The 12,524-nt window shown below is 62.5% G+C and carries 15 protein-coding genes, 1 tRNA gene and 1 pseudogene; 9 read left to right on the top strand and 8 right to left on the bottom strand.

Annotated features, from left to right (window positions below):
* The first annotated feature begins 5 nt into the window (after positions 1-5).
* Together exbD and X742_RS157715 are read left to right on the top strand one after the other, a co-directional pair.
* Positions 6-473: a TonB system transport protein ExbD gene (gene exbD / locus X742_RS157710; RefSeq protein ID WP_023771825.1), complete on the top strand. Its 468-nt coding sequence runs from the start codon at positions 6-8 to the stop codon at positions 471-473.
* Positions 470-1,414, top strand: coding sequence for an energy transducer TonB (locus X742_RS157715; protein WP_023771824.1), 945 nt, complete (start codon positions 470-472; stop codon positions 1,412-1,414). Before exbD ends, X742_RS157715 begins: the two co-directional genes overlap by 4 nt.
* A gap of 119 nt (positions 1,415-1,533) precedes the next feature.
* Here the strand turns inward: X742_RS157715 and X742_RS157720 are convergent, their stop codons facing one another.
* From X742_RS157720 to X742_RS01000000170005, 3 genes and pseudogenes are all read right to left on the bottom strand, one after another.
* The gene (locus tag X742_RS157720; RefSeq protein ID WP_023771823.1) at positions 1,534-1,785 is read right to left on the bottom strand and encodes a hypothetical protein; all 252 of its coding nucleotides are present in this window, start codon (positions 1,783-1,785) and stop codon (positions 1,534-1,536) included.
* Positions 1,786-1,812: 27 nt separating this feature from the next.
* The gene (locus X742_RS157725; RefSeq protein WP_031247850.1) at positions 1,813-2,145 is read right to left on the bottom strand and encodes a nitroreductase family protein; all 333 of its coding nucleotides are present in this window, start codon (positions 2,143-2,145) and stop codon (positions 1,813-1,815) included.
* Positions 2,146-2,396: 251 nt separating this feature from the next.
* Positions 2,397-3,048 (bottom strand): annotated as a pseudogene (locus X742_RS01000000170005) (XRE family transcriptional regulator).
* A gap of 166 nt (positions 3,049-3,214) precedes the next feature.
* On the opposite strand from X742_RS01000000170005, the gene X742_RS157730 reads away from it, so the two are divergent.
* On the top strand, positions 3,215-3,721 hold the full coding sequence (locus X742_RS157730; protein ID WP_084569518.1) for a hypothetical protein: 507 nt from the start codon (positions 3,215-3,217) through the stop codon (positions 3,719-3,721).
* Positions 3,722-3,762: 41 nt separating this feature from the next.
* On the top strand, positions 3,763-4,182 hold the full coding sequence (locus X742_RS157735; RefSeq protein WP_023771819.1) for a hypothetical protein: 420 nt from the start codon (positions 3,763-3,765) through the stop codon (positions 4,180-4,182).
* 555 nt (positions 4,183-4,737) lie between these two features.
* On the opposite strand, the gene X742_RS157745 is transcribed toward X742_RS157735, so the two are convergent.
* Together X742_RS157745 and X742_RS157750 are read right to left on the bottom strand one after the other, a co-directional pair.
* Positions 4,738-5,037: a hypothetical protein gene (locus tag X742_RS157745; RefSeq protein ID WP_156939373.1), complete on the bottom strand. Its 300-nt coding sequence runs from the start codon at positions 5,035-5,037 to the stop codon at positions 4,738-4,740.
* Between the two features lie 220 nt (positions 5,038-5,257).
* Positions 5,258-5,333 (bottom strand) — tRNA-Ala (locus tag X742_RS157750).
* Between the two features lie 148 nt (positions 5,334-5,481).
* On the opposite strand from X742_RS157750, the gene X742_RS157755 reads away from it, so the two are divergent.
* Complete coding sequence (locus X742_RS157755) at positions 5,482-5,775, top strand: YggT family protein (RefSeq protein WP_023771816.1); 294 nt, start codon at positions 5,482-5,484, stop codon at positions 5,773-5,775.
* 7 nt (positions 5,776-5,782) lie between these two features.
* A complete protein-coding gene (locus X742_RS157760; RefSeq protein ID WP_023771815.1) occupies positions 5,783-6,097 on the top strand; it encodes a DUF167 family protein in 315 nt (104 codons plus the stop codon).
* 164 nt (positions 6,098-6,261) lie between these two features.
* Here the strand turns inward: X742_RS157760 and X742_RS157765 are convergent, their stop codons facing one another.
* The 3 genes from X742_RS157765 to X742_RS157775 are packed head-to-tail and all read right to left on the bottom strand — an operon-like array spanning position 6,262 to position 9,003.
* The gene (locus X742_RS157765; protein WP_023771814.1) at positions 6,262-7,143 is read right to left on the bottom strand and encodes a MurR/RpiR family transcriptional regulator; all 882 of its coding nucleotides are present in this window, start codon (positions 7,141-7,143) and stop codon (positions 6,262-6,264) included.
* A 16-nt stretch (positions 7,144-7,159) separates the two neighbouring features.
* Positions 7,160-8,230, bottom strand: coding sequence for an ABC transporter ATP-binding protein (locus X742_RS157770; protein ID WP_023771813.1), 1,071 nt, complete (start codon positions 8,228-8,230; stop codon positions 7,160-7,162).
* A gap of 2 nt (positions 8,231-8,232) precedes the next feature.
* Positions 8,233-9,003: an SDR family oxidoreductase gene (locus X742_RS157775; RefSeq protein ID WP_023771812.1), complete on the bottom strand. Its 771-nt coding sequence runs from the start codon at positions 9,001-9,003 to the stop codon at positions 8,233-8,235.
* Between the two features lie 178 nt (positions 9,004-9,181).
* Here X742_RS157775 and X742_RS157780 point away from each other — a divergent pair, with 178 nt between their 5' ends.
* From X742_RS157780 to X742_RS157790, 3 genes are all read left to right on the top strand, one after another.
* Positions 9,182-10,408, top strand: coding sequence for a sugar ABC transporter substrate-binding protein (locus tag X742_RS157780; RefSeq protein ID WP_023771811.1), 1,227 nt, complete (start codon positions 9,182-9,184; stop codon positions 10,406-10,408).
* Positions 10,409-10,819: 411 nt separating this feature from the next.
* A complete protein-coding gene (locus tag X742_RS157785) occupies positions 10,820-11,689 on the top strand; it encodes a sugar ABC transporter permease (RefSeq protein WP_023771810.1) in 870 nt (289 codons plus the stop codon).
* Entirely contained in the window at positions 11,686-12,510 is an 825-nt protein-coding gene (locus X742_RS157790; RefSeq protein WP_023771809.1) for a carbohydrate ABC transporter permease, read from the top strand. The genes X742_RS157785 and X742_RS157790 overlap by 4 nt, the downstream gene beginning before the upstream one ends.
* Positions 12,511-12,524 lie beyond the last annotated feature (14 nt).

Here is a 12,524-nt window from a genome sequence, read left to right as displayed (position 1 = left end):
ACGCCATGAGGAGCAGAATTCGACAGACGCTGGACGACGACCTCGAGGAAAGCCACGAGATCAACGTCACGCCCTTCATCGATGTCATCCTTGTGCTCCTGATCATCTTCATGGTCGCCGCACCGCTGGCGACGGTGGATGTCAATGTCGACCTGCCCGGCTCGACCGCGACGCCGGCGCCGCGACCGGAGACGCCGCTGTTCCTGACGCTGAAGGACGATCTCAGCCTAACGATCGGCAACGACACGGTGCCGCGCCCGGCTTTTGCCGCCACGCTCGGCAGCCGTACCAAGGGCGACAAGCGGACGCGGATATTCCTGCGCGCCGACAAGGCGGTCGCCTATGGCGACCTGATGGAGGCGATGAACCTGCTGCGGGCAGCCGGCTATCTGAAGATCGCGCTGGTCGGTCTGGAGGCCGCGCCGACCGGTGATATCGCCGCGCCGGCGCCAGGCAAAACGGCCGCTCCATGACGCAATCGGCCGCCTCGCCCACGGTGGTGCTGTCGCGCTTCGACTGGCGCGACCTTGGCCTATGGGCATCCGCGGCGGTGCTTGTGCTTGGGGCTCATGTCGCGGTCGCTTATGGCGTGCGGAATTTCAGTCCAGTCGACCTGTCGGATGGCGGAGCGCCACCGGCCCTGGTGATCGAAATGGCGCCGATGATGGTGACGCCGGCGGTGCCCGAACAGGCCGCGATCCCCGACGCGGCCATTCCCGACCGGACCGAGCCGGTCGAAGAGACCGAGAAGGCAGCCGAGGCCGAGCCTGACAAGGTGGCCGAGCAAGCGGAGCCTGTTGCCGAGGCCGAGATGGTCCCGCCCAATGAGCCCACGGAGATGACGAAGGCCGAACCGGTCGAACAGCCGCCGCTGGAAGAGGTCGTCCCCAATATTGTCGAGACCGTCGCGCCGGAGGCTGTCGTTCCGCTGCCGGGGGCAAAGCCCATGGAGCGGCGCAAGGAAAAGAGACCGGCCGAAGCCAAGGTCAAAAAGCCGGTCGACAAGCCAAGGCCAAGGCCGAAGAAGAAAAAGGCCGAGCCACCGAAGACGGCAAGTGCCGCGAGCGCCGAGGCCGGGGCTGCGGCCAAGGCGGCGGCGCCGAGATCGGCGGCCGGGCTCTCGGGTGTCAGCCCGGCCAAATGGGAATCGCGGCTGACGGCGTGGATCAATCGCCACAAGCGCTACCCAAGCGCCGCGAAATCCCGGCGCGCGCAGGGTAATGTGAACGTGACTTTCACAATGGACCCATCCGGCCGGGTCCTGTCGGCCCGGGTCGCCCGTTCGTCCGGCGATGCCGAGCTCGACCGAGCCGCGTTGGCGGTGCTGCAGGGCGCGACCGTGCCGGCGCCGCCGGCGGAACTCGGCCCGCGCGTCAGGCGTACAGCGCCATTCGTGTTCAGTTTGCGGGACTAATGCATGTGGGTCGGCGGCCGCGTTTCTCAGCAGCGGCAGCAAGCTTTGCAGCGTATCGAGCGTCTCCCAACGGCTCGGCCGCGAGCCAGCCGTGCCGCAAGGCCGACAATTGCGTCTCGCTACGCTGTTCTTGGCTGAGCGTGGTTGTCTTTCGCGTGTGCCTTGGGGTGCATCGGGTTGCCGCTGAGTTGCGCATGTCGTGCTGGCCGTGCGCCGCGCAAGACGTCGAAGGCCTCGGCATAGGCCATGCCGAGCAGATAGGAGATCATGGGGAAGCGGCTTGCTTCGGCCATCTGCACCAGCTCATTGGTCATCGTCGCGATATATTGAAGACTATCGAGCTCTGACTGACGTAAGGCCTGATTTGACATGTTCTGCTCCTGTCATCGGATGGAACTCTAGGAATGCGTACTGGCTGAACTGGACATATTAGGTCGGCTAGTCGACCGGCCGAATGCGGTGTCAAGTTCCGGGGTTGAGAGGGTCAACGGATAGATGGGCGGGTCGGTGAGGCGGTCGAGGCTCAGAAGGCGCTTGACCGCCGAATGGCTCAGCGCCGCCGTCGGACAGGCCGACAAGCCGTGCCTGGTCGCCGCCAGCATCATGTTCTGGCCAATATGGCCCGCCTCGATCAGCACGACGCGGTAGGCGTTGGCGTGACCATGTTTCCACATCGTGCGGTCGAGCCTGGCATAAAGCAGGATCAGGCACGGGCATGGCGCGTTGTTCACTTCTTGGTCATTTTCCCACATTTCCCGACCCCAAGGGATTTGTCGAAAGACCCCGGAAAGGGATCCGCGAGAAGAAAGGTAAGGTCGGGAGAGTTAATGGTCTGTTAAAATTGTAGTAAATCCAATATCAGCTAAAATATCTTTCTTGTGGGAAAGTCTAAAAAAATCGATTTTACTGAGACATGGAGCAGGCAATCGCTAGCTTACGCTTTTTCGGGATATTCTTGTTCTTATCCAGCGTAAGCAAGCGGCTAGGCCAGCCCGTCCCGAGCGAGGCCGACGACGAGTTGGTCGAGGCTGGGATCGTCGAGCCTGACGGCATGCGCCATGCGGATCGCATGCCTGGGCCTGATATTGGACCTATCCTGCCGCATGATGACGGACACGAATGCCGGCGCGGCTTCGGTCAGAAGCATGGCCTTGCCCGTCAGCACCGGTTCGGCGATAGGCGCCCATTGCACCGAGATCAGCGACGGCTCGCCTGTCTGGCGGCGGTTGACGCCGCTGAAATAGATCCAGTTAAGGCGCGAGATCGCCACCCCACAATGATTGCCGCGTCCCCGCGCCCATGCCGAGCCACGATGCTCCGACCATCCGGTGACCCTGCGGAACGTGACCAGCTCGGCCTCACGCCGCACGAAGGTCACCGACCGCATCAGCAGATCGGAGCGGGTCGGAATTGAAAAATAGGTGAAATAGATGCCGCCGGCGATCGACGGGGCGGGTGGGGCGGATCATCTGGGTGACAGGCTTTCGAAAATCGGCGGCAGGCCGAGAGCCGCCGGCTCGGGGATGCCGGGGTCCCGGTACAGTTCGGCTTCTTCGACGTGCAGGTAGTCGCAGATCAGCTTGGCCCTTGCAGAGCCGCCTGAGATTTGCAGCGAGGTTCTCGCGAATGGACACTTTTTGCTTCCCCCAGCGCCTCCAGAGGCCGATCACACTCCAGCACCACCCGCTCATGGCTATGGTCTCCAGCCTCGCCGCTGACGGCTCCAACACCACCACCATGACTTACCAGAACCTCGCAACAATCATGTCGCGGGGACCACCAACTTTGAAGGAACAACCTATGTCCAGATACAGCGAAGAACAGATGAGCGGCAGCGCACGCCACACCTACAGCGAACCGACCGAGCAGGAACGAGCCTTGATGGCGATGTCCACGACCCAGCGAGAGGAGCTTATTGACCGGATGCGCTATGACGCGGCCCGAGCGACCCACCTAGAGAAAGAGGCCCGCATGAAGGCCCAGATTGCAGCAGCGACCGAGGTCTCTTTAGCCGGCAACCATTGGTATCAGGCACAGCAGCGGGGCCAACTCAGCCAGCGCGTCTCCGTCACCAACGGCCAGACCACTGTGGAGCAGCTTAATGCCAAGGCTCCTCCCTCCAATAGCAGCGCCTTTGCCGTCCCGCCGCGCGCCCTTGTCGACAGCCTTCGGGTGACCATCGGCGGCATTCAGCTTGGACCCAAGCAGGCCCGGCAGATGGCTGAAGATGGCGAGATCAGCATGGAGGACTACGGCGAGGCGGTCGCGCGGGCCGTTGCGCCTTATGGCTATGGGTCTTTCCGATAAGCTCGACCGTCCAAGAACAGCCTCGGGGTGACAATCCCGAGGTGGCGGTTGAGCATGATGCTGATGACGACGCGGGCGACGACCTGACGCCAGAGCAGAAGGCGGAGAAGACCCATCAAGAGCTTTCTGATGGCGCTGACAGGGCCTTGAACCGATGGGCGGAAGCGCAGCCGGTTGAAGTTCAACAGGCCGTGGTCGACACCTTCGCGGAAACAGGGGTCATCGACTTTGAAGCGGCAGGCGTGGACCAGCTTGAGGCCCAGGTGGTCGAGGCTGCGTTCACCCAGCGGCTCGTTAGGAGAGTCCTTGCGCCACTCGGGCTGACCCTCGAAAGCTGGTCTGAGCACATCGACGAGGCCGAGTTGCCAGAGTTCAGGCGGGCCGTTGTGCGTGGGGACTGGGCGTTGCTCACCCGACATGCTCAGGCTGCTGCGAAGATGCGTCTCGACCTCGGCATATAGCAGCACCACCATCCCGAAGGGGGGTTAGGTCGCCATCTCCGGTGAACCATTTGCCCCAAGCTCACAGCCCCCTTCGGGCTCTCCCCTAACAGGCAAGTACCCTGCGCGCAGCGGCGCTTTGGTCTGGAGGCACATCGTGCGCCCAGATTGCTTCACCGCGTTCAGCGCAGCCTCGGTGGGCCGGGAAACATCAATTCAACAGGAAGGTAATTCAGACAGTGAGCAGAAGCAGAACCCCGCGCGCTCTTAACCCGACTTGCGAGGAAGCAGACAACTATTCCCGCGTGGTCCTGAGATGGGACTTCAGCGAGGCCAAGGCGACCCGGATCATCGAGTGTCGCAACCAAATCCAATGGATCATTCAGTACAAGTCAGGAACGCGCGGCGGTCACCCCTCATGGCGACCTCAGTCCTACTGTCGGACCCGTCAGGGCCTTGAACGGCATTTGCCGGGGATGGCTGAGGAGATCGCCGCAGGGTTGCCGGTCAGGTTCGTTGAGGTGGGAGAGGCTTAGCGAGTTGAGATAATCGTCTCCTGCCCGTAGAGGTCGCGCTTTAGCCGGTTACCACGGGTAGTACGATGTAGTTGCCGTAGAGGGACACAATTAGAAGGAATGAGGCCATGATCACGCCTCCATAGGCAGCGCTGGTCTTGCCTTCAAGTTGTTGCTCTCTGCTGGGCCAACTACGGTAGACAAGGCAGATCGAGAAAAGGGTCATGGCGAACGAGAACCCGAACATGACAAGCTCGAAGGTGTGAAAACTGTAGTGTCGAATAAGAGTGCCGCCAACGACGAGAGGCACACCGATCAGCAGCCACATCCTGACCTGACGCCGCAAATCCCAATTTGCCATGACTTGCCTCGCGATTGATCCAAATATGCCGGTGATCATAGACAGAGAAATTGTTGAATGCCTGAAGGATTTCGGAGTGGTTGGAACAAAGGCGAAGGGCACACACCGGCGACGATGGAGCCGGGATGGCCTGAAACGTGGCCAAACGCGTGGGCCAAACGAAAGAGGTCCTTTCGGCTATCTCACTGATTCACTGTGAGATATGCCTTCTAAATTCCGCTGGTGGAGCTGAGGAGGATCGAACTCCTGACCTCGTCATTGCGAACGACGCGCTCTCCCAGCTGAGCTACAGCCCCGTCCAGCGGATGGCGCATTTATCGGGCGCCGCGGTTTCCTGTCAAGGCGGCGCTTCACTGAAAAACCGGCTGCCGGTCGCGTGGCGGAACCCTGCCCTTGCCGGTTTGGCGCGTAATGGCTACATGTCGGCAACAATTGGAGTCCGGCATGCTCGCCCTCATTCAAACCATCGTCATGGCGCTCGACCTCTATTGGTGGGTCATCATCGCCTCGGCGATCTTTTCCTGGCTCTATGCCTTCAACGTCGTCAACTCGCGCAACCAGTTCGTCGGCAGCATCGGGAACATGCTCTACCGCCTGACCGAGCCGGCGCTGCGGCCGATCCGCCGCTTCATGCCCGACCTTGGCGGTATCGACATCTCACCGATCATCTTGTTGCTGATCCTGTTCTTCCTCAGGCAGTTCATTCTCACCACGATCGCGCCGCTGCTGCTGGCCTGACGATCGCATGAGCGCGCCGTTCCGCATGCGCGAGAACGGCGTCGATCTGTTCGTGCGGCTGACGCCTAAGTCTTCCATGGACCGGCTCGACCTCGTCGAAACATTGGCGGACGGACGCAGTCACGTGAAGGCGCGGGTCCGCGCCGTGCCGGAAAATGGCGCCGCCAATCAAGCGCTGGAGAAGCTGGTCGCCAGGGCGCTGGGTGTTCCGGCATCGGCCGTTTCGGTCGTTGCCGGCGGTACGGCCCGCCTCAAGACGTTGCGGATATTGGGCGATCCGGAGGCGCTGGTGACAGCTGTCGGAGCGCTTTTCCAAAATTGAGATGCAGGCGGGACAGCGCCCCCTCCGTCCTGCCGGACGCGGTCCTGCGCTGTCGCTCCGGGCGTTCGTCGTTCGGAAAGCAAGCCAATTGGCTTTCCGTCCACTGCGCGGACCAGTCCTCACCCGCTTGGGGCGAATTGGCAGATTTTTTCGGCGCCGGCTCGTCAGTCGCCCAGCGGCAAACGCGGGTCGTCGACCTTCAGCGTGTTCACGCTCTGCTTGATGCGGCGCAGTTTCTCCAGCACCTTCGGGCCGCGTGTCTCGGCGACCGAGGTCACGATCATGTCGACGATCGCCAGCAACGCGTAACGTGACGATGTCGGCTTGTAGATGTTGCCGTCCTCGAACGGCTGTAGCTGGATGACAGTGTCGGCGACCTTGGCCAGTGCGGAGTCGGGCGCGGTGACCGCCACCGTGGCGGCCCCATATTGTTGCGCGACCTGCACCGCCTCAATGACCGAGCGCGCATAGCCGGAGACCGAGAAGGCGACCACGGTGGTGTCTGGCGTGGCAACGGCGGCATACATGCGCTGCAGCTGTCCGTCGATCTGTGCCAGAACCGACAGGCCGAGCCTGAACAGCCGGTTCTGCATTTCGGTCGCCATCATCGAGGAAATGCCACCCGAACCTATGCACAGCACATTGCCTGATGCCGCAAGGCGCGCGGCGACGTCGACCAGCGTCGTCATGTCGAGGTTCTCGCTGGCGCGCTGGATGGCTGAAACAGCCGCTTCGGTGATGGCCGACGCAATGCGCTGTTCGCGGGCGTCGCGGCTCAATGGCTCCGGCGACAGATACTGGCCGCCGATGGCGATGGCTTGGGCCAGATAGAACTTGAAGTCGCGCAACCCCTCGCAGCCGAGATTGCGGCAGAAGCGGGTGACCGTCGGTTCGCTGACGCTGACCCGCGCGGCGATGTCGGAGATCGCGGCCTTGGAGGCGAAGTCGAGGTCGGACAGGACGAGGTTTGCCAGGCGGCGATCCGACTTGGTGCCGTCCTGCGACATCAGCTGCAGCCGCGTGATGATGTCGGCCGGCGTCTTCATGTCCGAGTTTCCGTCGTCATCTCAGCGGCAGGCCCGTCGCCGTGTCGAACAGATGGATGTTGCCTGGGTCGACCGAGACCGGCAGCAGGTCGCCCGGCCGCACCGGCACCCGGTCGCGGAACACGGCGCGCACCGCATCAGTGCCAATGGCGCCGTAGACATGGGTTTCGGAACCGGTCGGCTCGACCACGTCAACCTTGAGCGTCATGGTATCAGTGGCTTCACCGACGATGAAATGCTCCGGCCGGATGCCCGCCTCAACGGCACTGCCTGCCGGCACCGGGTCCCCGGCAAGCGCAAGCCGGCCGCCGCCGACCGACTCGAACCAGGTCGTCCCGGGCGTCGTCTTCAGTGCCCCGGACACAAAACTCATCGACGGCGAGCCGAGGAAGCCGGCGACGAACTTGTTGGCCGGCCTGTCATAGAGCTCCAGCGGCGGCCCGACCTGCTGGATCCTGCCGCGGTCCATCACGACGATGCGATCGGCCATGGTCATGGCCTCGATCTGGTCGTGGGTGACGTAGACTATGGTGGATTTCAGCCGCTGGTGCAGCGCCTTGATCTCGGTGCGCATCTGCACGCGCAACTGCGCGTCCAGATTGCTGAGCGGCTCGTCGAACAGGAACACCGAGGGTTCGCGCACGATGGCGCGGCCCATGGCGACACGCTGGCGCTGGCCGCCCGAGAGCTGGCGGGGATACCGGTCGAGATAGGAGAACAGGTTGAGGACGCCGGACGCCTTCTTGACCTTCTGGTCGATGGCGGTGCGGCTCTCGCCCCGGATTTTCGGACCGAAGCCGATATTGTCGGAAGCCTTCAGATGCGGGAACAGCGCGTAGGACTGGAACACCATGGCGATGTTGCGCTGCTGCGGCGGCAGGTCGTTGGCGCGCGTGCCGCCGATCAGGAGGTCACCGGAACTGATGGTCTCCAGGCCCGCCAGCATGCGCAGCAAGGTCGACTTGCCGCAGCCGGACGGGCCGACGAGCACGACGAACTCGCCGCTCTTGATGTCGAGGCTGATCTCCTCGAGGATCTTGTGCTGGCCGAAGGATTTCGAGAGGTTGCGAAACAGGACGTCGGTCATGGTCACGCTCCCAATATGTCGTCGATGAACGGCAGGCAGCCGGCGGTCAATCCCGCATCGACGGGCATCACCACGCCTGTTACGCCCGAGGCGCGGTCCGAGGCAAGGAAAGCCACCGCTTCGGCGACTTCCGAGGCGTTGACGATGCGGCCGAGCGGATAGAGCCGCTGCAGCTTGCCGATTATGTCAGGGTTCTTGGCCAGGCGATGGTCCCAGGCGGCGGTGCGGATCGATCCGGGGCAGACGACATTGGCGCGCACGCCGCTACGGCCGAGTTCGACGGCGATCGACTTGGCATAGGCGTTGATGCCGGCCTTGGCGGCGGCGTAGGCCGGATTGCCGAAATGCGCGATGGCGTTGACGGAAGAAATGAAGACGACGCTGCCCGAACCGCGTGCAGCCATCGCCTTAACCAGCGGGTCGGCGAAAGTCATCACACCGGTCAGGTTGAGGTCGAGCTCATGTTCGATCGTGTCCGCCGTCAGCGCATCGAGCGTTTCGGCGCGCGTCCAGCCGGCATTGTTGATCAGGATATCGGGCACGCCGTCCCGGTCGAGAACAGCGGCGATCCCCGCCTCGATGGAAGCCCGGTCGAGAAGGTCGAAGACATGCCGCGAGGCAAGGTGCGGGCTCGCCAGCGCCTCCCCGGATTGGTCGCAGCCGACCACCCGCGCGCCCCTGCCGGCCAGCAGTGCGACAATCGCCGAGCCAAGGCCGCCACCGGCGCCGGTGACGACGGCGGTCCTGCCTTCGAATTCGGCTCTCGAAACCACGGCGCTTGCTCCTCCCTCAAGTCACGCAGATGCCGGAGAGGCTAAAGACCAGGATGTAATTTAGCAACATATTAATCCGCTTGCGCGCGGCGAATTCATCGATAATGTAGGAAAGTCACATAAACCTTGTGCCGGCGGCACAAGGAGCGCGAATGCGCGAAACAATGGGAGAGATCGGATGAACCTTGCGAAATGGACTGCCGGCCTGATGGCCGGAATGGGCATTCTGGCCTTCGCGGCGCAGGCAGAGGCCGGCGAAGTGCGGGTCACCGTCGCCGAATACAGTGCCAAGACCGGTCCGTATTTCGAGCAGGTCAAGAAGGAGTTCGAGGCGAAGAACCCTGGCATCACGGTCAAGTTCGAGGTGGTGCCATGGGATGTGCTCTTGCAGAAGCTAACCACCGACATCACCGCCGGCACCAACGCCGATCTGTCCATCATCGGCACGCGCTGGCTGATCGACTTCGTCCAGCAGGACGTCGCCGAGCCGCTCGACAGCTACATCACGCCTGACTTCAAGGGTCGCTTCATCGACACCTTCCTGTCGCCCTCGATCATGGGCGGCAAGACCTACGGCCTGCCGATCGCCGCCTCGGCGCGCGCCATGTATTACAACAAGGAGTTGTTCGAGAAGGCCGGCATAGCCAAGCCACCGGCAACCTGGACCGAATTGCAGGAGGATGCTCGCAAGATCAAGGCGCAGGGTGCTTTCGGTTTCGGCCTTCAGGGCAAGGAGATCGAGACCGACGTTTATTACTACTACGCGATGTGGTCGCAGGGCACCGAGATCCTCAACAAGGACGGCACGTCGGGCCTGAGCACGCCGGGCGCGCTCGAAGCAGCGAAGCTCTACAAGTCGATGATCGACGAGGGGCTGACGGAGCCCGGCGTCACCTCCAACAATCGCGAGGACGTGCAGAACCTGTTCAAGCAGGGCAAGGTCGGCATGATGATCACGGCGCCCTTCCTGTCCAACCAGATCAAGGACGAGGCGCCGAGCCTCAAATATGGCGTTGCCGCCATCCCGGCCGGTCCTACCGGTGCGCGCGGCACCTACGGCGTCACCGACTCCATGATCATGTTCAAGAACTCCAAGAACAAGGATGAGGCCTGGAAGCTGATGGACTTCCTGTTCACCACGGAACAGCGCGCCAAGTTCACGCAGGGCGAAGGATTCCTGCCGGTGAACAAGGAAGAGGCCAAGATGGACTATTACATCAACAACGCGGATCTGGCCGCCTTCACCGCGCTCTTGCCTGATGCCCGCTTCGCGCCGGTCATCCCAGGCTGGGAAGAAGTTGCCCAGATCACGTCGGATGCCATGCAGAAGATCTATCTTGGCGGCGATCCCGAGGCAGGCTTGAAGGAAGCGGCGGCCAAGGCCAACGCAGTGCTGAAGAAGTAGGGCGTATCTCCCTGCGTCCGTGGCGCGCGCCAAATTCAGGCGGGGCGCGCCACTCTTCTAACATGCAACGGCTCGCCGCGTGCAAGCGAGGAAGGTCGATAGGGCAATCCCTCAGGCAAAGGACAAAATCGGCGATGTCGGCGCCGCCCCTCATTGCACTGCCGGGCATTTCTCCGCGTATAGTGACTGGGAGAAAGGCCTGGCGGCAGCCTCGGCGCCATTCCTGCGAGGCCGGAGATTGGCGAAAGCGGTAGCGACGGCGCCCCTCTCCCCGTCACTATACGGGGAGAGGATGCCGGCGGGCAGGTGAGGGGCGGCACTGACGTCGGAAAGAGTTCGAAACCGAGCGCCTAGGGCCAACTGGGCGAGCCAGCGCCACCAATACCTCGCAACATGGTCCCAAATCAGCCGATGCAAAATCGCCTCCTGCCCTATCTCCTGACCTTGCCCAGTCTGTTCCTGGCGGCGGTGGTCATCTTCTGGCCGGTCTGGGACCTGATCCAGATCGCCACGCATGACGTCAATCGCTTTGGTCAGCTGCGCGAGTTCAGCGGTCTTGCCAATTTCGCCGCGCTGACAGCCGATCCCGACTTCGTCGCCGCCCTCTGGCGCACAGGGCTATGGACGGTGCTGGTGGTCTGCGGCGCGTTGCTGCTCTCGGTCCCGGTGGCGATGATCCTCAATACCGATTTCTATGGCCGTGGCCTTGCCCGCGTCATCATCATGCTGCCATGGGCAGTGTCGCTGACCATGACGGCCGTGGTCTGGCGCTGGGCGCTGAGCGGTGAAAGCGGCATGCTGAATTCGGCGCTGATCGGACTTGGCCTGATCGACCACAACATCCAGTGGCTTGCGAGCGCCGAGACGGCGTTTCCAATGCAGGTGCTGATCGGCATATTGGTGACGGTGCCGTTCACCACGACGATCTTTCTCGGCGGCCTGTCCTCGATCCCGGACGATCTCTATGAGGCGGCGGCGCTCGAAGGGGCAACGCCGCTCCAGCAGTTCCGCGAGATCACCTTTCCGCTTCTGAAACCCTTCATCAACATCGCCATCGTGCTCAACACCATCTACGTCTTCAACTCGTTTCCGATCATCTGGGTGATGACGCAGGGCGGGCCGGCCAACTCGACCGACATCCTGGTCACCCACCTCTACAAGCTGGCATTCCGTATCGGCAAGCTCGGCGAGGCTTCGGCGGTCTCGCTGGTGATGTTCGCCATATTGCTGATCTTCACCATGATCTATGTGCGCCTTGCCATGCGGGAGCAACGCGCATGAAGGCCAAGCTGAAGCGCACCGTCATCGCCTGGCTGCTGCTGGCTCCCTTGATCGTGGTGACGATCTTTCCCTTCGCGGTGATGTTCCTGACAGCGGTCAAGCCGCGTACCGAAGTGCTGACGCCGACCTGGTGGCCGAGCGAGTTCCGGTGGTCGAATTTTGCCGACATGTGGGTGGCGACCGGCTTCGGCCGGGCGCTGGCCAATTCGCTCTATGTGTCTGTCATCGCCACCGTCGGCGCCATCCTCATATCCGTCCCGGCGGCCTATGCAATGTCGCGCTTCCGCTTTGCCGGCTATGGAGCGTTCCGCCAGTTCCTGCTGATCTCGCAGATGATCTCGCCGATCGTGCTGGTGCTCGGCCTGTTCCGGCTGATGGCTGCCTGGGGACTGGTCGAATCGACCACCGCGCTCGGCTTCATCTACATGGCCTTCAACGTCGCCTTCACCGTTTGGATGCTGCAGAGCTATTTCGACACCATTCCGCGCGACCTTGAGGAGGCGGCCTGGATGGAAGGCGCCGGCCGCTGGCTGACGCTACGAAAAGTGTTTCTACCGCTCTGCCTGCCGGCGATCGCGGTGACGGCGATCTTCACCTTCATCAATGCCTGGAACGAATTCGTCGTGGCGCTCACCATGCTGCGTAGCCAGGAGAGCTATACGCTGCCGATCCAGGTGTTCTCGCTGGTTGCCGGGCGCTACACGATCGAATGGCACCACGTCATGGCGGCGACGCTGCTGGCGACGCTGCCGGTGGCGATCCTGTTCATCTGGCTGCAGCGCTATCTCGTCCGGGGGCTGGCGCTCGGGGCTGTCAAATAGCAATCCCAGCACCT

The sequence above is a fragment of the Mesorhizobium sp. LNHC229A00 genome (assembly GCF_000502415.1).
In the GTDB taxonomy this organism is placed as follows: Bacteria; Pseudomonadota; Alphaproteobacteria; order Rhizobiales; family Rhizobiaceae; genus Mesorhizobium.
This window is presented reverse-complemented; position numbering and strand designations above follow the sequence as displayed.